Annotated in this window: 20 protein-coding genes and 1 pseudogene; 14 read left to right on the forward strand and 7 right to left on the reverse strand. The window is 44.4% G+C overall.

What is annotated here, in order from left to right:
• Positions 1-85: 85 nt before the first annotated feature.
• Together P3X63_RS08085 and P3X63_RS08090 are read left to right on the forward strand one after the other, a co-directional pair.
• The gene (locus P3X63_RS08085; protein WP_077736910.1) at positions 86-871 is read left to right on the forward strand and encodes an SDR family oxidoreductase; all 786 of its coding nucleotides are present in this window, start codon (positions 86-88) and stop codon (positions 869-871) included.
• Between the two features lie 13 nt (positions 872-884).
• Complete coding sequence (locus P3X63_RS08090) at positions 885-1,757, forward strand: NAD(P)-dependent oxidoreductase (protein WP_077736909.1); 873 nt, start codon at positions 885-887, stop codon at positions 1,755-1,757.
• A gap of 51 nt (positions 1,758-1,808) precedes the next feature.
• Here P3X63_RS08090 and P3X63_RS08095 read toward each other — a convergent pair whose 3' ends face one another.
• Positions 1,809-2,603 (reverse strand): CAP domain-containing protein, encoded by a 795-nt coding sequence (locus P3X63_RS08095; RefSeq protein ID WP_026586752.1) that lies wholly within the window; start codon positions 2,601-2,603, stop codon positions 1,809-1,811.
• A gap of 342 nt (positions 2,604-2,945) precedes the next feature.
• Between P3X63_RS08095 and P3X63_RS08100 the strand changes: the two genes are divergently transcribed.
• Together P3X63_RS08100 and P3X63_RS08105 are read left to right on the forward strand one after the other, a co-directional pair.
• Entirely contained in the window at positions 2,946-5,057 is a 2,112-nt protein-coding gene (locus P3X63_RS08100) for a peptidoglycan D,D-transpeptidase FtsI family protein (RefSeq protein ID WP_026586753.1), read from the forward strand.
• A 160-nt stretch (positions 5,058-5,217) separates the two neighbouring features.
• Positions 5,218-7,029: a PAS domain-containing protein gene (locus P3X63_RS08105; RefSeq protein ID WP_026586754.1), complete on the forward strand. Its 1,812-nt coding sequence runs from the start codon at positions 5,218-5,220 to the stop codon at positions 7,027-7,029.
• Here P3X63_RS08105 and P3X63_RS08110 read toward each other — a convergent pair.
• Together P3X63_RS08110 and P3X63_RS08115 are read right to left on the reverse strand one after the other, a co-directional pair.
• Positions 7,010-8,229: pseudogene (locus tag P3X63_RS08110) on the reverse strand (aminotransferase A). The gene P3X63_RS08105 and the pseudogene P3X63_RS08110 overlap by 20 nt on opposite strands.
• A 197-nt stretch (positions 8,230-8,426) precedes the next feature.
• On the reverse strand, positions 8,427-8,579 hold the full coding sequence (locus P3X63_RS08115; protein WP_201278494.1) for a hypothetical protein: 153 nt from the start codon (positions 8,577-8,579) through the stop codon (positions 8,427-8,429).
• A gap of 171 nt (positions 8,580-8,750) precedes the next feature.
• On the opposite strand from P3X63_RS08115, the gene P3X63_RS08120 reads away from it, so the two are divergent.
• From P3X63_RS08120 to P3X63_RS08130, 3 genes are all read left to right on the forward strand, one after another.
• A complete protein-coding gene (locus P3X63_RS08120) occupies positions 8,751-9,278 on the forward strand; it encodes an RDD family protein (protein ID WP_277692720.1) in 528 nt (175 codons plus the stop codon).
• Between the two features lie 75 nt (positions 9,279-9,353).
• On the forward strand, positions 9,354-10,673 hold the full coding sequence (locus P3X63_RS08125; protein ID WP_277692721.1) for an MFS transporter: 1,320 nt from the start codon (positions 9,354-9,356) through the stop codon (positions 10,671-10,673).
• A 74-nt stretch (positions 10,674-10,747) separates the two neighbouring features.
• On the forward strand, positions 10,748-11,662 hold the full coding sequence (locus P3X63_RS08130) for a chemotaxis protein (protein ID WP_026586758.1): 915 nt from the start codon (positions 10,748-10,750) through the stop codon (positions 11,660-11,662).
• 38 nt (positions 11,663-11,700) lie between these two features.
• Here P3X63_RS08130 and P3X63_RS08135 read toward each other — a convergent pair whose 3' ends face one another.
• The 4 genes from P3X63_RS08135 to P3X63_RS08150 form a co-directional block, all read right to left on the reverse strand.
• Complete coding sequence (locus P3X63_RS08135; protein WP_026586759.1) at positions 11,701-12,162, reverse strand: YkyB family protein; 462 nt, start codon at positions 12,160-12,162, stop codon at positions 11,701-11,703.
• Positions 12,163-12,302: 140 nt separating this feature from the next.
• Positions 12,303-13,604, reverse strand: coding sequence for an MFS transporter (locus P3X63_RS08140; RefSeq protein ID WP_026586760.1), 1,302 nt, complete (start codon positions 13,602-13,604; stop codon positions 12,303-12,305).
• A gap of 86 nt (positions 13,605-13,690) precedes the next feature.
• Positions 13,691-14,188, reverse strand: a complete 498-nt coding sequence (locus tag P3X63_RS08145; RefSeq protein ID WP_026586761.1) for a L,D-transpeptidase family protein — start codon at positions 14,186-14,188, stop codon at positions 13,691-13,693.
• A 187-nt stretch (positions 14,189-14,375) separates the two neighbouring features.
• The gene (locus tag P3X63_RS08150; RefSeq protein WP_026586762.1) at positions 14,376-15,233 is read right to left on the reverse strand and encodes a metallophosphoesterase; all 858 of its coding nucleotides are present in this window, start codon (positions 15,231-15,233) and stop codon (positions 14,376-14,378) included.
• A gap of 147 nt (positions 15,234-15,380) precedes the next feature.
• On the opposite strand from P3X63_RS08150, the gene fadH reads away from it, so the two are divergent.
• The 7 genes from fadH to cbpB all read left to right on the forward strand — a co-directional run bounded on the left by fadH (position 15,381) and on the right by cbpB (position 19,844).
• On the forward strand, positions 15,381-16,145 hold the full coding sequence (gene fadH / locus P3X63_RS08155; RefSeq protein WP_077736906.1) for a 2,4-dienoyl-CoA reductase: 765 nt from the start codon (positions 15,381-15,383) through the stop codon (positions 16,143-16,145).
• A 62-nt stretch (positions 16,146-16,207) separates the two neighbouring features.
• A complete protein-coding gene (locus P3X63_RS08160; RefSeq protein ID WP_277692722.1) occupies positions 16,208-17,428 on the forward strand; it encodes an EAL domain-containing protein in 1,221 nt (406 codons plus the stop codon).
• Positions 17,429-17,929: 501 nt separating this feature from the next.
• Positions 17,930-18,172: a YkuJ family protein gene (locus P3X63_RS08165; protein WP_026586765.1), complete on the forward strand. Its 243-nt coding sequence runs from the start codon at positions 17,930-17,932 to the stop codon at positions 18,170-18,172.
• A gap of 11 nt (positions 18,173-18,183) precedes the next feature.
• Positions 18,184-18,330: a hypothetical protein gene (locus tag P3X63_RS08170; protein WP_179115733.1), complete on the forward strand. Its 147-nt coding sequence runs from the start codon at positions 18,184-18,186 to the stop codon at positions 18,328-18,330.
• A gap of 53 nt (positions 18,331-18,383) precedes the next feature.
• On the forward strand, positions 18,384-18,902 hold the full coding sequence (locus P3X63_RS08175) for a ribonuclease H-like YkuK family protein (RefSeq protein ID WP_026586766.1): 519 nt from the start codon (positions 18,384-18,386) through the stop codon (positions 18,900-18,902).
• Positions 18,903-19,040: 138 nt separating this feature from the next.
• Entirely contained in the window at positions 19,041-19,220 is a 180-nt protein-coding gene (abbA, locus tag P3X63_RS08180) for an antirepressor AbbA (protein ID WP_026586767.1), read from the forward strand.
• A gap of 180 nt (positions 19,221-19,400) precedes the next feature.
• The gene (gene cbpB, locus P3X63_RS08185; protein ID WP_026586768.1) at positions 19,401-19,844 is read left to right on the forward strand and encodes a cyclic-di-AMP-binding protein CbpB; all 444 of its coding nucleotides are present in this window, start codon (positions 19,401-19,403) and stop codon (positions 19,842-19,844) included.
• Positions 19,845-19,961: the final 117 nt, after the last annotated feature.

The following is a 19,961-nucleotide window of genomic DNA, read 5'->3' on the forward strand; positions in this document are numbered from 1 at the left end:
CTCAAGAGCCAGAGGGGGCTTTATTTAAGCTGTGAGATCCTAATTTTCGTGTTAAACTAGAAAAAAGAAAGGAGTTGATGCCCGCATGGATTTAAAGATGAAAGGCAAAACCGCGCTTGTCGCCGCAAGCAGCAAAGGTCTCGGAAAAGCGATCGCTTTCGCTCTTTGCCGGGAAGGCGCCAATATTATGCTGTCCGGTCGAAATGAAGAAGTGTTGCAAAGGACAGCAGAAGAGCTGAGAGGCCTTTCGGGCGCCGCGGTCACTTATGAAGTATGCGACCTTGCCAACGGAGAAGAGATCAAGGCGCTTGTGCACAAGACGGCCGAAGTGCACGGAACGGTGGACATGCTTGTCAACAATGTCGGCGGACCTAAAGGCGGCAGCCTGCTGGAGCTTACCGATGATGATTGGACATCATCGTTTGAACTTCACCTGCTCAGCTATATCCGCTTGATCCGTGAAGCTCTTCCATATTTAAAAAAGGATGGCGGACGGATCATCAATATCGCTTCATCATCAGTCAAACAGCCGATCCCCGGTCTATTGCTTTCCAATACGTTTCGGATGGGGATCGTGGGTCTTACGAAGTCTCTCGCTGAAGAGCTGGCCGAGCACCGTATTTTGATTAACACGCTGGCTCCGGGAAGGATCGCGACCGACCGCGTGGCAGAACTTGACAGGCAAAAAGCCGAACAGACAGGCCTTTCCGAAGAGCATGTGAAAGAATCTTTCGAAAAACAAATACCGCTCGGCGCCTACGGGAAGCCTGAAGACTTTGCACAATATGCAAGCTTTCTTTTATCAGAGTGCAATACATACATGACGGGACAAACACTACTGATCGACGGCGGAATGGTAAAAGCGATATAAGGGGGAAAACAGCATGAAAAAAACAATCGGATTTATCGGGCTTGGCGTCATGGGAAACAGCATGGCCGCACATCTTTTGGCTGAAGGCTATCCGACAGCCGTCTTTACGAGAACGAAACAGAAGGCGGACAACCTGGTCGAAAAAGGAGCGGAATGGAAAGCATCTGTCAAAGAGCTGGCACAAGCGGCAGATGTGATCATCACGATGGTCGGTTACCCGAAAGATGTTGAAGAGGTCTATTTTGGCAGCGGGGGCATTATTGATAACGCAAAGAAAGGCTCATACCTCATTGATATGACGACTTCGAATCCGTCTCTTGCCAAAACAATTGCAGCGGCCGCCAAAGAGAAAGGGCTGTATGCTTTGGACGCCCCGGTTTCCGGCGGAGACATCGGCGCCCGCAACGGCACGCTTGCGATTATGGTCGGCGGTGAACGCGAAGCGTTCGAAGAGTGCTTGCCGATCTTTTCAATCATGGGAGAAAATATTCAATATCAAGGGCCGGCAGGAAGCGGACAGCATACAAAAATGTGTAATCAGATTGCGATTGCCGCCGGAATGATCGGTGTTGCTGAAGCCATGGCTTACGCGAAAAAATCGGGGCTTGATCCGGAGAATGTTTTAAAAAGCATTACAACCGGAGCTGCGGGAAGCTGGTCGCTGTCCAATCTCGCGCCAAGAATGCTGAAAGGCGATTTCGAACCGGGCTTTTATGTCAAGCATTTCATTAAAGATATGGGGATCGCCCTTGAGGAAGCGGAGCTGATGGGTGAAAAAATGCCGGGCCTTGAACTCGCCAAAACCTTGTATGACACGCTTGCGGAAAAAGGTGAAGAAAACAGCGGCACCCAAAGCTTATACAAGCTTTGGACCGAATACCGGTAAACAAAAAACCACTTGCATTTCAATGAATGCAAGTGGTTTTTTTGATCAAGCTTATTTTCCGATGAACTGCTGAGTCCAGTAGTTGCCGTCTTTCACATAACCTACACCGATATGTGTAAAGTTAGGATTCATAATGTTCTTTCTGTGACCTTCACTGTTCATCCAAGCTTTGACAACTTCTTGAGGTGTTCTTTGACCTTTCGCGATGTTTTCACCGGCTGTACGGTATGTGATGCCGAATTTCTTCATCATATCAAACGGAGAACCGTAAGTCGGGCTGTTGTGATCAAAGTAATTGTTGTCTTTCATATCTTGAGATTTTGCGCGGGCTACTTTGCTCAAGTTTTCGTCCAATGTCAGCGGTTTTAGCCCTTGTTTCTTTCTTTCGGCATTTGTCAGCTCAACGACTTCTTTTTCGTATGCGCTCACTGAAGAAGAAGCTTGAGTTGAGTTTTCCTTTTTCTCAGTTGTCTGCTCTTTTGAAGCAGCAGGTTTTGAAGCTTCCTGTTTTTGAGTTTGAGTGTTTTCAGGTTTTGACGTTTTAGGCTGAGATGCCTTTGGCGCAGAAGCTTTAGGTTGATCTGCTTTTGGCGCAGAAGCCTTAGACTGCTGACCTGCTTGTTTCATATATGATTGAAGCAGAGATTGAATTTTTTCCTGATCAGCTTGAGAAAGCTTGTTCAGATTTTGAACATTCAATTGATCTGCAAGATTAGAAATTTTTATATTAGAATAGAAGGCTTTCACTTGAATTGGCTGCTGTTCCTTGGCGTCTGCTTGTTGAACACCGCTGAAAGTAAAGATCGATGCAGCGGCAACTGCTGATAAAAGAAAAGCTTTTTTCATAAACTGTTTTCCTCCTAAATGTTGTATTTTGTTTCGTACACTAGCATCATAACACGGCTTTTTTGAAATAATTGAACCAGTAATTTCCTTTGACAAGCGATTGTTGTTAATTTTGACATAAAAAAATAAAAAACCTTTGCTATCAAGGTGTAACCAAACCTCTATTTTACACGTCTTGTCATAAACGTACCAAATTTTAAATATGTTAGTTAAATTTTAATATAAAAAGAGATTGACAGCTTTTTATATAACTTTAGATTGTAACAACCATTACAAAAGTGTTACAATATGATCGGTTAATTAATGTGAAAATTGAATATTGTGAGAGGAGAGAATGTTTCAGTGACAGAATCTCGACATGATCCGGCTGAAGTGAAAAAAAGCAGACGATCACGGATGTGGCGGATCAACCTGTATTTCTTTGCGGTGTTCACCCTGTTCGCGGCACTGATTGTCAAGCTGGGCCTCGTGCAAATCGTCAAAGGAGAAGAGTATGAGCAGCAGGCTTCAAAAACAGAAGCCAAAATCGCGTCTTATCCTGCACCGCGGGGCAAAATGTATGACAGATACGGGCGGGTGGTTGTCGACAACCAAAGCGTACCCGCGATCACATATACGGTGATGACGAGCACCAAGACGGAAGACAAAATCAAAACAGCCAAAAAGCTTGCAGAATTGATCAATATCGATACATCATTTCTGAAAGAAAGAGATTTGAAAGATTACTGGCTTGCCAAACATCCGAAAAAGGCGGCTGCTCTCTTGAAAGACGGAGAAAAAACCTTGAAGTCTGACAAAACATACAAGCTTCAGGTCGACCGTGTTCCAGAAGAAGAGATTAAAGCGCTCGAAAGGGATAAAGAGGAGCTTGAAGTCGCCGCTATTTTCAGAAGATTTTCCGGCGGCTATGCCTATGAGCCGCAAATCGTTAAAGCCATGAATCCGAAAACCGCTTCGAAAGACGATGCGAAGCTGCTGGATGAAAAAGATTCAAAACAGCTGCCTGCCAACGATTTGACCTATGAGGAAGTCTCCCGGGTATCCGAGCATTTGGAAGAGCTGCCAGGGGTCGATGTCATCATGGACTGGACCCGCAAATACCCTTATGAAAAGACGCTTTACTCTATTTTCGGAGGCGTCACAACGCCTGAACAAGGACTCATCAAGGATAGGGAGGACTTCTACCTGACAAGGGGATATGCCCGGAATGACAGAGTCGGAAAAAGCTACCTCGAGTATCAATATGAAGAATATTTAAATCCGAAAAAAGCAAAGGTTCAATATACGGAAAACCGCTCAGGCGAAGTCATCAGCCAGGAAACAATTGATGAAGGAAGGCGCGGCTACGACCTGCAGTTGACCTTTGACATGGAGCTGCAAAAGAAAGTCGAAAAGATCATTGAAGATGAACTCAACACATTCCGCGGTTCAAATTACATGCTTGACAGGGCGTTCGTCGTCATGATGGACCCGAATAACGGAGACATTCTGTCAATGGCCGGCAAACGGATCGTCGACGGCAAAATAACCGATTACGCCATCGGTACGTTTACGACCCAGTATGAAATGGGGTCGGCGGTCAAAGGCGCGACAGTGCTTGCCGGATACCAAAGCGGCATGCCGCACGGGCAACACTATTTAGACACAAAGTTATACTTTGCAGGCGGTGTTGAAACAGGATCCTACAGAGGGAACAGCATTGGCTGGACCGATGAAGTCAGGGCTCTTGAAAAAAGTTCGAACGTATATATGTTCCATGTTGCGATGTATATTGCAGGTGTTACCTATAAACCGCATGGCGCCCTTCCGGCGGATCAGGAAGACTTGAATAAAATGAGAAATTACTACAGCCAGTTCGGGCTGGGCGTGAAAACAGGCATAGATCTACCGCAGGAGTCGGCCGGAATGCAGACGACCCCGGATTTAGTCGGAGGGCTGATCCTCAATGAAGCCATCGGACAATATGATACGTATACACCTTTGCAGCTCGCTCAATATATGTCTGCGATTGCAAATGGCGGGTACAGGGTTCAGCCAAGGGTCGTGAAAAGCATCCGCCAGCCTGAGAGCGAAAAGCTTGGACCTGTCATTGAGGAACGATCCGCCAATGTGCTGAATCAAATCAACAACTCGAAAAGTGACATCGAAATCGTCAAGCGGGGATTAAAAAGAGTAACCCAGACGGGAACTGCCGCCGGGACATTCGGTTCGCTTGACGTATCGGGCAAAACCGGAACTGCTGAAACGAAATATTACGGCACAAATAGAAGCTGGTGGGGAAATGATACCTACAACTTAACCTTTGCGGGCTACTATCCTTCAGAAAAACCGGAAATCGCGTTCAGCGTTGTCGTTCCATCCGTCATCAACGATAAAACAGGAATCAACAAAAACATCTCAGCCAAAATCGTCAAAGCCTACGTCGAGTTGCAAAAAAAATATAACAAGGATTAGACAAAAAAGAACACGGGTTTTTTCCGCGTTCTTTTTTTGTTATCAAAATTTGACGAATGCTAGATGTTTTGAAGGAGATTCCTCGCATTTTAGCGAATCTTTTTAAACAAAATCGTTTTAAAGAATGCTGGTGATGAATAGGGTATAAAGGAGGGATATGATGGAACAGAAAACAAAGCGTTTTGAGCAATATAAACCTCATATGAATTTACAGGCAGTCCTTTCAGCAAACGGCCGCTTTATATACATATCTGCAAACTGCAAAGAACTGTTGAGCTATCAGCAGAGTGAGCTGATCGGTACGTATTTGAAGGACTATTTGCACGAAGACGATCTTTTTCTGGTAGAAAGCTATTTTTACAATGAACATCATTTGCTGCCATGCACCTTCAGATTTGTGAAAAAGGATTACACAATGATCTGGGTCGAGGCATCGATTGATTTTGTTACGACCCATGTTGGAGAAAAAGAACGGGAAATTGTACTCAAAATGAAAGTTTTTGAAGACCGTCCCTCTAAGAAGAGCAGCTCGAAAAAAGAGGAAAGCGATTTGAAAAAAGCGGCCGAGCCGCCGGCGAATGAGGAATTTAAAGCGATGGTGGAAGGCTTGCCAAATCCTCTGTGTATCAGCGTTCAAGGGGAAATCGTTTATGTGAATGATGCCATGGTCACCCTGCTCGGGGCAGAGCATAAACAGCAAATTATCGGAAAGTATTCCTATGATTTTATTGAGAAAGAATACCATGACATCGTCAAGAACCGCATTAAAAGAATGCAGCAGGGGCTTGAAGTCGGGATGATTGAGCAGACGTGGAAAAAGCTGGACGGCACACAAATCCATCTTGAGGTGAAATCAGCGCCGACCATCTATCAAAACCAAAAAGCCGAACTTCTGCTGCTTATTGATATTTCTTCGCGAAAAAAATTCCAGACGATTTTGCAAAAAAGCAGAGAACGCTACCAGCTCCTGATTCAAAATTCTATCGACACCATCGCCGTCATTCATAACGGAAGATGGGTTTTTATGAATGAATCAGGGATTCGTCTGTTTGAGGCGAAAACATATGAAGACCTCATCGGCAAGGATATTTATGAACATCTCCATCATTGTGATCATGAAAATGTGAAAGCCAGGCTGAAACGGATCACCGACCGCAAGTCTGATTCAGAAATCATCAAACAAACGTGGTACACATTTGAAAAGCGGCTCATCTATACGGAAATGGTCTGCATTCCGACGACATTTTTCGGAGAGACAGCTGTACAGGTCATTTTGAGGGATATTTCGGAGCGCAAGCAGACGGAAGAGCTGATGGTGCGTTCGGAAAAGCTGTCGATTGCCGGTCAGCTCGCAGCCGGAATCGCCCACGAAATCCGCAATCCGCTGACGGCCATTAAAGGGTTTTTGCAGCTGATGAAGCCGACGATGGAAGAAAATGAACATTATTTTGATATTATTTTTTCCGAATTAAGCAGAATCGAATTGATTTTAAGCGAGCTTTTGATGCTCGCCAAGCCGCAGCAGAACGCTCTGAGTGAACAGCTTGATCTGATCAGGCTGATTCGCGAAGTCACGGCTCTTCTAGAAACACAGGCCAATTTGAACGGCATTATGATTCATACCAATCTGCCAAATGACAAAATTCATATCAAAGGGGACCCGAACCAACTAAAACAAGTGTTTATCAACCTGATTAAAAACGCTGTCGAATCAATGCCTGATGGAGGCACTGTTCATTTGAGCGTCAAGGAAACGGATGAGTCTGTCACAGTCGAGGTTCAAGATGAAGGAGAAGGAATACCGGAACACGTCCTCGAACGAATCGGCGAGCCTTTTTTAACGACGAAAGAAAAAGGAACGGGTCTCGGTTTGATGGTCACCTTTAACATCATCGAAAATCACAATGGAACAATCGAGGTGGACAGCAAAATGGAAAAAGGCACAACATTTGTCATTTCCTTTCCGAAATAAAATAAAAAACAACGGCGTAAAAGCCGTTGTTTATGTGGTTTGAACCGACTGCCTCTTATTGAACACAAACGTCTCCAGCCGGTCCAGTCCCTCCCTCAGTGTATCGGGAGAATATGCGTAAGAGATCCTCACATAGCCTTCCCCATATTCAGAAAACGAGCTGCCCGGAACAATCGCCAGTCCCTCTTCCTCTAAAGCGCGAGTGCAAAATTCAAAGGAAGACATTCCAAACGATTTAATAGAAGGGAAGATGTAGAATGCCCCCGACGGTTTAATGACGTCGAGTCCCATTGTCACGAGCCTGTCGTATACGTAATCAAGCCGCTTTTTATATTGCTCTCTCATGATCAGCGCATCATCAACCCCATTGGTGACGGCTTCCAAAGCCGCTTTTTGGGAGATGGAAGAAGCGCATGATACGTTGTACTGATGAACTTTTAAAATATGTTTGGCGATTTCCTTTGGAGCGAATAGGAAACCGATTCGCCAGCCGGTCATACTGTGGGACTTGGACAGTCCGCCGATGACAATCGTCTGATCCCTTAAAACGGATGCGATTGAATGGTGTGGTCTGTCAAAGGTCAGTTCGCTGTATATTTCGTCAGAAAGAACAAACACATTTCGCCCTTTTAAAAGAGAAGCGATTTCCTTCAGTTCGTCCTCTGAAAGCGTCATTCCCGTCGGATTTGACGGATAAGGGAGAACGACACACTTTGTTTTTGGCGTCAGGGCTTCTTCGATTAATTTTGCTGTCAGCTTAAAGCCGTGAGACGTCGTATCGATGATTAAAGGCGATGCACCGCACAGTTTGATGATCGGTTCATATCCGGGATATACGGGACCTGGAAGAATCACTTCGTCACCGGGTGATAAAATCGTCCGAAAAGCGGCGTCAATCGCCTGGCTGGCTCCCGTTGTGACAATGATCTCGCTTTCTGCATCATAATTTAAATCGGCCTTTTTTTTCATGTACAGCTGGACTGCCTGTCTCAGCTCCGGATACCCTGCATTGTGGGTATAAGCTGTATGATTTTCATCTATCGCTTTTTTGGCAGCTTGTTTGACATGATGAGGCGTGAAAAAGTCAGGCTGGCCGATTGTTAAAGAGATTACATTTTCATACTGAGAGACAAGATTTGAGAATTTGCGGATTCCTGAAATTTCAATTTCTTTCACATTCGGATTAAGCAAATGTTCCATGTTTTCATCACCTTAGAAATGTTATGGTTTATCTTATTTTACCATCATCAGATGAATTGTCATCTTTTAATCAATCAATTTTTTGATTCTAAAACCAGTATATGCGGCCGGCTGGAATGACATGCAGACAGGCTGCCGGCTTTTCTTTGAATAGAAAAATAAGACAATCCCACAGATTGCCTTATCGAAAGATCAGCTCAATATCCATAATCTGAATCAAGATGTTCTTTCCAAGATATGTAAACGCGATCACTATCTGAAACGTTCTTTTCCATTTCTTCAAAATCAGCTTTGCTTACGTCCTCTAAAACGGTCAATTCATGATTTTTGATCAGCACAATCGTTCCCATCGTTAACACCTTTCTTCTAAAATCCTTGACCATTGTAACACGATAAACCTGAAAGTCAATGAAAAGCTTGTGATCTGTACATTAATTTAAGTTTAAAAAAGCGCATTTCATATTGATAACATTCGGCATGTCTTAGTAGTATATAGAAGTCAGATGTTAGGAGGAAATACCTTGGAATTAAGCAAACATGAAACAGCTCCTGCAGCCGGGAGCAACTTGGCCGGAATCGGTTCGCGTTTTTTGGCTTCTTTTATCGATAGTATCATTCTTGGTATTCCGATGTATATCGTCACCCTTGTGATTTCTATTCAATTGTTCATGGGGGATGTTGAATTCATGAGCATTATTGAAAGAGATCCCGAGAAGGTCACAAACCAGGAATTCTTCACTGTTTTGTCCTCGGTTTTTAAAGTCGCGGGGATTATGGCAGCCCTCTCATTTATCGTTTATTTTCTGTATTTCACACTGATGGAATCATCCAAATGGCAGGCGACGCTGGGCAAGAAAATCATGGGCATTCAGGTTATGGAAGCGGAAGCTGAGGGCGGAAGAATCTCATTCGGCCGTGCAGCCGGACGATTTTTTGCCAGAAGCTTCTTATCTCCGATATTAATGATCGGCTATATTTTGGCGTTTTTCACAGAGAAGCGGCAGGCGCTTCATGATCTCTTAGCCGGTACCATCGTCGTAAAAAATTAACGGATGACAAAGACAGCACGCTTTCAGCTTGAATGCGTGCTGTCTTGTGCAAAAAACATGAGGAGGCACATCCATATGGATATTCAGCCGGAACAGGAACAAGCTTTAAAGCGGGCGCAGAGAAATGGAATCAAGTTGTTTTTGACATTGCCGATCATTTCCTGGGCTTTATACGATTTTGCCAATACGATTTTTTCGTCAAATATCGTGACGATCTTTTTTCCTTATTATTTACAGGAGGCGGTCGGTGATAGCGATGTTATGAACCAGGTGGCCAGCACATTTATTTCATACTCAAATGCTGCGGCAAGTTTTTTGCTCGTCATTTTTACGCCATTATTCGGGGTTTTGATCGACCGTACAGGAAGGAAAAAGAGATATATCGGCCTGTTTACGATGATCTGTGTGGCTTGCACCATTTTAATGGGGGTTTTTGCGGGCGCTTCTTTTCAGCAAAAGGTTTACGGCCTTCCTTTATCATTGATTCTCGTTGTCGTTTTATTTGTGACAGCAAAGTTTTTCTATCATTCAAGCCTTGTGTTTTACGATACGATTTTGCCTGATTTAGGAACAAAAGATGAAATCCCGCTGCTCTCCGGATTTGGCATTGCGGTCGGGTATATCGGCACATTGGCCGGTTTAACCGTCTATTTGCTGGTTGGTAATCATGATTTTCATAAAGCATTCATCCCGTCCGCCCTGTTGTTTCTGATCTTTTCCCTTCCTTACCTTATCTTCACAAAAGAGCGCAGAAAACCCGAGGCAATAGAGAAGAAATCGTTTTTCAGCGGATACAAGGAAATTGCCGAGACGTTTAAGGATATTCGTTTGTACCGCCCGGTTTTCTTATTTATGATCGCATACTTTTTTCTCAATGATTCCATCTCGACGACGGTGGCGATGATGTCGGTCTATTCAACAGCCATTATCGGTTTTACGAAAGGGCAGTTTCTTATCCTTTATCTTGTCTCCACCTTATCAAGCATCATCGGTTCATTCATTCTCGGCTATGTAACAAAGCGGGTCGGGGCCAAAAGAGCGGTCAGCATTGTGGCCCTCATTTTGATTACCGCGCTTGCGATCGCTGTGTTTACGACATCAGCCGCATTGTTTTGGGTGGCGGGCAGCCTGTTTGGAATCGCGCTTGGCGGAACATGGGTCGCGTCAAGGACACTGATTATTGAACTGACACCGGAGCATAAAAGAGGCGAGTTTTTCGGCTTGTTCGCTTTGTCAGGAAAAATTTCTTCCATCTTCGGACCGGTCCTTTACGGATCGATCACACTGGTGTTTAAAGACATGGGAAATGTCGCGAGCAGGATGGCCTTCGGATCGCTGATGATACTGGCTGTCATCGGACTGATCATTCACCGATTTGTAAAAGTAAAAGCTTGATTTAGAACATCAACTTTTCATGAAAGACGCCGATATAAAAGATACAATATCATCTAGGATAGAGAGGGATATCAGTGTCTTTAAACCAGGAAATTTTATTAAGTTCCGGAACCAATGAATTAGAAATCGTAAAGTTCGAAGTTGGTCACAACATTTTCGGCATAAATGTAATGAAGGTCAGAGAAATTATTCAGCCGGTCGAGATTACGAAAGTGCCTCATTCCCATCAGCATATGGAAGGAATGATCACGCTGCGCGGGGAGATTCTTCCCGTTATTGATCTTTTCTCTTTCTTTGGAGTGGAGCATGGAGAAGAAAAAAACCAGGAGAAATACATTGTCACTGAATTCAATAAGCGGAAAATCGTGTTCCATACAGGCCCGGTTTCACAGATCCACCGGGTGTCATGGGAGGAGATTGAAAAGCCGACAGCTTTGAATCAAGGGATGGAAAGGCATATGACCGGGATCATTAAGCTTAACGGCCTAATGATATTCCTGCCTGACTACGAAAAAATTATTTTTGATCTTGAATCGGCATCAGGCATCGATCCTTTTCAGATGAAAAATGAGAAGTTTGACGAGAGGCGCACCGACAAAAAGCTTGTCATCGTTGAAGATTCTCCTCTGCTGCTCCGCCTTCTGGTCGAAAAGCTGAATGAAGCGGGCTACAATAACATCGATTCGTTTGAAAATGGAAAAGATGCGTATGACCACATGCTTCAGCTGATGGAAGACGGCACCGCTCTTCGCGAAAAAGTCGACCTGATGATCACAGACATCGAGATGCCGCAGATGGACGGGCATCGCCTGACAAAGCTCCTGAAAGACAACCCGTTAAGCTCTGATCTGCCGATATTGATTTTCTCTTCGCTGATTACAGATGACCTTCGCCATAAAGGGGAAAGGGTCGGCGCGGACGAACAAATCAGCAAACCTGAGCTTAACGAACTGATTGAAAAGCTGGACAAGTATATTTTCCAAAAATAAAAAAAGCCCCTTTATGAGGCTTTTTTTATTTTGTCTGATCAGAAATAGCTTTCACCAAGCTTTTTGAATACGGGTTTTTGAGAAGGGCGCTTTTTGTTTGTGACAAGCGGCTTTTCTTTCAGCCCCGTGTAGTTTTGCAGAAGCTGCTTGGCTATATTCAAAGACATATGAGCTTTAGGGTTCCGATACGTATGATTTAATGTACCTAAGTGCGGAAGGTTGACGAAGTCTTCTTTAGTTGGAGGCATGTGAAAAAAGTAGTCTCCAAGAGAAATGAGCACATCTGACTGCTGCTGGCTGAATCTTGGATTTTTTGAAAAATGAAGTCCTATCTTTTTACCCTTTCCTTCATTGACGAGCTTTTGCAAAGCTTTCTTTTTCAGGAGATACAGGTATTTGGGATTAGTCGCGGTCTTCGCGTGGCGATTCACTGTATAAATCGCTTTTGACAGGTTCTCGATCGTTGGTTTTATGTCTTTCGTATGATTATGGTCGTCCATTTTTTCTCTCCTATTCATTCTTTCCTTACCACCTCCTAAGGATGTAAGGCTTATGTCTAAATTATACGAAATAGAAGAGAAAATGCAAATATATCATAGAAAAAACGCGCGAATTTTTAATCAATCGCGCGTTTTCACCTTTATAAAACAGAGTTTATTTTCGCTTTTGTATTTTTTTGTCTTCTCAATTCCGCTTGGACGTCGATTTCAGCCGTCTGGGCGCTGAATTTAGGCAAGGCGATAAAGTAATACAGGGCGGTCACCAGAATAACTCCCGCCAAACCGTAATATATATAATCAACCTTGGCAATAAATGCTGGAAATAAAACAGCGATCATCCCGAGCGCCGAGGATTGGGCGAGCATTGTGAGCGGATCCGTCCAGCCGCTGACCCTTCCCATCAGCCTTGGATGGACGATTTTAGGAATCCAGCCTCCAAGAGCGGTATTGACTGGGCCGAGACAAATCCCGGCCAAAAAAGCAGCCGCATAATATACAGGCAATTGGTCCGTAAACCCGAGCAGAATGATAAACACTCCTGCAATAAAGATCGGTACGGACATCAGGTATTCCGGCTTCACTTTTTTTTCAAGCAGAGCGCCGACGGCGATCCCTGTCAAAAGTCCGATGCCGAGAACGACTGTAAAGAGCGATGTGTGCCACTCGTAACTGTCGGGGGACAGTTCATACTTCATTTTAAACATCGGCAGAACACTCAGTCCGCCGCTTACAAGTCCAAACGCAAAATATCCGAATACGAGGGAAGCGAGCAATTTGTTTTTTAAAATGTACACGATCCCTTCTTTAAAATCGTGCAATGAATTTTTGACCGTGACGTTTTTCCAGCCTTTTTCACCGTTTGGTTTCCTCGCTTCGAGGGAAATATCACAGGAACGGATTAAAAGGGCTGAAATGATAAAGCTGATAAAATCGAGAGCGATCGCTCCATGCAGGCCGATCGTCTTATACATAAAAGCTCCCAGTCCTACGCCGAATAAGAGAAACAGGCTGAACAGCATTTGATTGAGCCCGGCCGCTTTGGCATATTGGTCCTTTCTTAATATCGCCTGAACCAAGCTTGCTTCGGCAGGATAGAAAAATTTTGTCACCGCGCTTCTGATAAACAGAACGAAAAACACAAGCGGTATGATTTTCAGATATAAAACAAAAAAGAGAACGACGGTCAGTCCCGCCCTGATCCAATCACAGTTTTCGGCCACTTTCTTGCGGTCAAAACGGTCAGCGACCACACCGACGATAAAGAACACAAAGACCGTCGGCAACGAGTACATGAGCTCGGCGATCGTCGTATAAGCCGGCTGGCTGCTGAACCGGTCGAGCAAGAAAAAAGCGAAAGCCATATTTCCAACTGTCGTTCCCATTTGAGAAGCGAAAGCTGCGAAAAAAAGTCGGACGAAGTTACGATTTTTAAAAAGATCCATATATACGCTCCTTACCCTAAAGGTCCTACTATATCTTAATATAATACGGTATATTGTTCAAATTTGTTTTGTCTGGAATGTACTGTTTATGGCGTAATGGACACTCGGGTTCCGTTTGGCACGATCGAAGCTAGTTCCAGAACATCCCGGTTGTGCATGCGGATACATCCCTTTGAAACAGCTTTGCCAATTGAGGCAGGGTTATTCGTTCCGTGGATGCCGTAGTGTATTTTTGACAGGCTTAACCAATAGGCACCGAACGGCCCGCCCGGGTTCGGCTGCCGATTGACAATATAGAATTCGCCTCTCGGCGTCTGTGAGAGGATTTTACCGACTGCAACCGGATAGGTTTTGATCAATCGTCCCCGATCAAACAACTGCAGGGTTTTGGCGCTAAGCGACACGACAATCCGGTAAGGGATTGTGTCCGGATTTCTGATTCCCGGGATCACGATGGTCTGACCAGCATAAAGCGGGCCGCCGTTCAAACCTGGATTTGCCTGAACCAGCGCCGTGCGCGACGTTCTAAAATCGCGGGCGATGCTTTCCCATGTTTCTCCCGGCTTTACTTGATACATCAGCAATGTCTTATGAACATCTCCTTTTTAAAACGAAAAAGGAGCCTTTTCCGCTGCTTTATATTAGACGGAAAGAGGCTGTGGAAGTTTCGTTTTCCTGAGTTTGGAATGAGGTGAAAAGGAGCGGGCGTTTTTTCTATTTGTCTTAATGTATGCAAATGTTTCCTTTTTTGAGCCAAAAGACCGGAGCGATTTATCTTGATTCCAATTGAAATACGGTGATTTCAGGTTTCGACAAAAAACGGAGCGGCAGCCTTGTTGTCCCGATGCCGCGATTGACGTAAATTTTCATCCCGTTCAGCTCGTACATTCCTTCCGTATAAATTTCACCGTACGGAGGGGTGATCAGAGGGCCGAATATCGGGAGCTGAACCTGGCCTCCGTGGGTGTGTCCCGAGATTTGCAGGTTGACGGGATAATTCTGTGCCGTTAACGCGGCATCCGGTTCATGGACCAGCAAAATCGAAAAGGCCTTTTCGCTGAGGTTGGAGAGGACGGCTTCATAGTTGGGACGGCCGAGCATTAAGTCGTCGAGAGAAGCCAGTTCAATCCTGCTGCCGTCGATCAGCTCAAGGTTCATAAAACGGTTTCGAAACACGTTAAATCCGGCTGAAGCCATAAGCGTCTGATAGACTTTTGTTCCGTAGCCCCCATGATCATGGTTGCCGTAGATGGCAATCTTTCCGTAAGGGGCGCTAAGCTTTTTCAAGGCTGAAACAACCCGGTTATGATCTTTGTAAAGATGAGGTTTATCAATGAGATCTCCGCTGAATACGATCAAATCAGGCGAGAGGTGATTCACTTGTCCGACGATATGTAAAAGCTCGTCTGCAGTAAAGTACTCGCTCAAATGGGTGTCGCTGAACTGGACGATCCGAAATTTGTCAAATCCTTTAGGGATAAGGGCATGTCTGATCGGAATGAAATTTGTTTCTAAGCTGTGCGGTTCAAGGTAGCGGGCATACCCGTAGCCTCCCGCCGCTGTTGAAACACCAGCCGCGGCAAGACCCAACACCCCTTTTAAAAATTGTCTTCTGGAAAGCTTTTTCATGATCAACCAACCTTTTTTAGGAATCCTTACATTATATCATCCGTCCAAGGAAATCAGGACAATCTGCGAGTTTTGTTAATTTTTTTTAACGGATATGGTAAACTGTCTATTGAATGAATGCTCATTCACGAAAAAGGGGGATGGAAAATGGACAGAAAAGTTGTGATCGTGACCGGCGGATCAAGCGGAATGGGGAAAGCAATTGCCAGAAAGCAGGCCGAACAGGGCTGGAATGTGATGATTACCGGGAGAACAAAAGAAACGCTTCTGGCGGCCAAAGAAGAGATCGAAACATTCGCCGGGCAGGTAGCGATATGTCAGATGGATGTCAGGTCGGTTGAACATGTGGAACACATGATTGATGAAACGGCGGCCCGCTTTGGGACGATAGATGCTCTCGTGAACAATGCGGCCGGCAATTTTATTTGTCCGGCAGAAAAGCTGTCCGTCAACGGCTGGAAGGCTGTCATTGACATCGTGTTGAACGGGACATTCTATTGCAGTCAGGCGGTCGGGAGATATTGGATGAAACATAAAAAAGAAGGCCAGATTTTAAACATGGTGGCGACCTATGCATGGGGAGCCGGGGCGGGTGTCGTACATTCCGCTGCGGCCAAAGCGGGTGTCCTCTCATTGACAAGAACGCTTGCCGTCGAATGGGGGAGAACCTACGGGATCAGGGTTAATGCGATCGCTCCGGGGCCGATTGAAAGGACGGGCGGTGCGGAAAAACTGTTTGAATCAGAAGAAGCGGCGCTTTCAACGATCAAAAGCGTTCCGCTTGGAAGGCTGGGAACGCCTGAGGAAATCGCGGGGCTTGCATCATTTTTGCTGTCCGAACATGCCGCATATATAAACGGAGAGTGTGTGACAATGGACGGCGGTCAATGGCTCAACCCCCGTCCGTTTTAACGATGTCAAGGTGTGATGCGGTATGGTATAATCATACAAAGATGAGAAGCAGGTGATATGCCATGTTGGATCCACTCGACATTTTAACAAACATTGAAAATGTCATTCCTTATTATCAGCCAATCTTCAGCGCTGAAGAGCAGAAGGTCATCGGCTATGAAGTGCTGGGGCGAATCGAGGTTGAATCCGATGTTCAGAGCCTCGGGCCTTTTTTCTCTGATCCATCAATTCCTGAAGAATATAAAACAGAGGTTGATTTCAGAGTGATCCGCCAGGCGCTTGACCATTTTTTAGACAGCGACCCGGACCTTTTGATCTTTATCAATCAAGACGCCAATGTGCTGATGATGGATCACGGAGAATCGTTCCTCGAGCTTTTGATGGAGTATCGCGATAAAGGGCTCGAACTGAACCGCTTCGTCATTGAAATCACGGAGCAGCATTTTGAAGGGGATATTGAGCAGCTGCACCATTTGCTGACGTATTACCGTACATACGGCATTAAAGTCGCTGTTGACAACATCGGAAAAGAAAGCAGCAATCTCGACAGAATCGCCCTGCTTTCCCCGGATTTGTTAAAGATTGACCTTCAGCCGCTCAAGATGTCCTCGCCTTCGCCTTCCTATGAATATGTACTTTACAGCATATCGCTCTTAGCGAGAAAAATCGGCGCAGCCTTGCTGTACGAAGATATCGAAGCGAACTTTCAGCTTCAGTACGCATGGCGAAACGGAGGCCGCTATTTTCAGGGGCAGTATTTACAGTTGCCGAGGCCGCAGTTTGTTGAACGGGATTTATTGAAGGACCGGCTTCAGGCTGAATTTCATCAATTCATCGCCCATGAGAAAAAGAAGCTCGAAGTGTTGTATGACCACTCGGAACAATTTTATAAAAGGGTGCATCAGCTTGTGACATCGTTGAAAAAAACGAGTCAAACAGATGATGACTTTCTCTTGCACCTTGGAAAAGAGCTGACCGACTGCAGCTTCAGAATCTACATGTGCAATGAAGACGGCTTTCAGCTGACAAAAAACGTGTATAAACGTGATGGAACATGGCTGTTTCAGCCGGAGTACATCGGCAAGAACTGGAGCTGGCGTCCGTATTTTCTTGAGAACATTATGAGAATGCGGACGATGAGGAAAGGGTTTTTCAGTGATTTGTACAGCGACATCGAAACGGGAGAAATGATCAGAACGTTTTCCTATCCGATGGATGAAGAGCTGTATCTGTTTATTGATCTGCCTTACTCCTATTTATATGAACAGGATGGTTTAATTTAAAAAGCGGCCGAGAGAGCCGCTTTTTTTGCACTCTGTGCTTGAGAGTCCGCGTGAGGAGTGCTGGACTTTCACATTTTTAAAAAAATTTGCAGAAAACAGTTGACAATGATAGTGATAATCATTATCATTTAACCATAGAGAGATAAACCTCTCTGTTCCCCAACCCCTCTATCAGATCAAGATTTAAAAAACTTGGCGCTGCCCCCGCCAAGTTTTTTATTTGCGCGAAAAATTCTGGGTTTGGAATAAAACAACCCGCATGGTCAATAAATAAATGATGACACCCGAAAACGGAAATATGCTGCCTGATTCGTCTGCAAAATTTTTTTATGTATGACATTCAAAGGAAAACTCAAACTATAAAAAGCGGTTTTCTTTTTCTGATAGGAAAAGGAAAAATGCCATCGCCTGATACTTTGTGGTATGATGCGTGTAGAACTTGTATTATAATTAATACTTGTTGATCCTGAAGTTGTTTTTTTGAAAGGAGTCTTTTTTAGAATGTCACAATTAATGGGTATCATCACGAGACTGCAGAGCCTTCAAGAGACTGCGGAGGCTGCCGGCGAACCGACGCAGCGCTATTTCGAAGTAAACGGGGAAAAAATATGCAGTGTAAAATACTTTGAAAAAAACCAAACGTTTGAGCTGACAGTTTACCAACAAGGAGATAAGCCTACAACGTTTCCGTTCGACAATATCGATATGATTTCAATCGAGATCTTCGAACTGCTTCAAGCATAAGGAGGATATGAATGAAATTTCCAGGCGTTATTTGTCCGCATTGCCACAGCGTGCAGCATATGGATCAGGTCCTGACAGCACAGTCCAATCAAAATCTCATATACAAATGTGACAGCTGCGGATTCAGCTTGAAAAATATACCGACGAAAAAAGGGTAGCAGGCTTTAACGTTCATCTTCGGTTCAGATCATAATTGAAAAGGGGCATTCCAATGGCGGATTCTTTTCTTTTTTACAATCTTTCTGAAGATCAAATGACTTTTCCTGAAGTGATCGAAAAGCTCAAGACGTTCATTCTTCATGACCCGCGCTCAATCTATCTGCTGTCGGTCGGAACGGACTCTCAGATCCATCAGGACTATACGAAGTTCATCACTGCCATTCATTTGCACCGCAAAGGCAAAGGTGCATGGGGCTGTTTAAAAAACACCATTGTGAAAAGACCGATACATAGCCTCAGAGAGAAAATATCGCTGGAAACGGCTTACAGTCAGGAAATTGCCGCATATCTTCTGAATGACTATTTCACCGAAATCACGGATCTGCTTCTTCCGTTTACAGACGAGGGAGCAGATTTGACCCTTGAAGTTCATTTGGATATCGGAAAAAAAGGGATGACGAAGGATTTAATTCAGGAAATGACAGGGCGGATCACCTCGATGGGGATCTGCGCCAAAATCAAACCCGACTCCTATACAGCTTCCAGTTATGCAAACCGATATACAAAATAATTGTTTGCAAGAAAATCGCACAGATGTCGAAATGTGCGGTTGACGATTAAATTTTTATTTCATATTCTAGCCCTATAGAAACTAGAGAGAAGATATAGCTTCTGACTCTAGCTAAATCAATTAGGGGGCTGGTTAAGAATGGAACGCTTTTCAGAAGAAGAGAGAAAACTGTTGCTGAACGTACTGTTGAACCATGAATACGCCGTAGAGCTGTTAAGCAGTGAGATCAATGATATAGAGACGGGTACAAAAAACGTGGATAGCCACACATATAAACAGCTGGTAACCTTATATGACCGTGTCCGGTCTGACAATTAGGCCAAATTATATCAATTGATACTCATCTGAGTATCTTTTTTGTTTCATAGCGCGTTTTTAAGTGGGAAACTGATCTTTGAAAAAAGGAAAGTTTTCGACAAAAACTGATAATGTTTATATTATAGTAGTATAGGGAAAACATGCGTTGATGGATTACAGTTGAAAGGGAGTCGAAAAATCATGATTAGTTTGCAATCAGATGAGCTTCTTGAAGCGACAGTGGGTCAATATATGATTGATGCTGATAAAGTAGCCCATGTTCAAGTCGGAAACAACCTGGAACACGCCCTCCTCGTTCTGACGAAAACCGGTTATACAGCCATCCCTGTACTTGATGCGTCTTTCCGTCTCCATGGATTAATCGGGACCAACATGATCATGGATAAAATTTTTGGACTCGAAAGAATCGAATTTGAAAAGCTTGATCAAATGCATGTCGAAGATGTGATGCTGACAGACATTCCCCGCCTGAAGACAGATGATCCGATCTTAAAAGGGTTCGGATTGGTGATCAACCATGCGTTTGTTTGTGTTGAAAATGAGGATCAGGTTTTTGAAGGCATATTTACGCGGCGGGTCGTTTTAAAACAGTTGAACAAACACCTTCGGACATTTAATAAATAGGCGCGAAAAGCAGCCTATTTTTCATTTGCAAGGTTTTTTTCACTCCCCACCATTTCCCCCGCAAATATTTCCAAAGTGTTTTTTCCTGCTTGATGAAGAAACAGCCATTTGCGTAAA

This window comes from Bacillus sp. HSf4 (assembly GCF_029537375.1).
GTDB lineage: Bacteria > Bacillota > Bacilli > Bacillales > Bacillaceae > Bacillus > Bacillus sonorensis_A.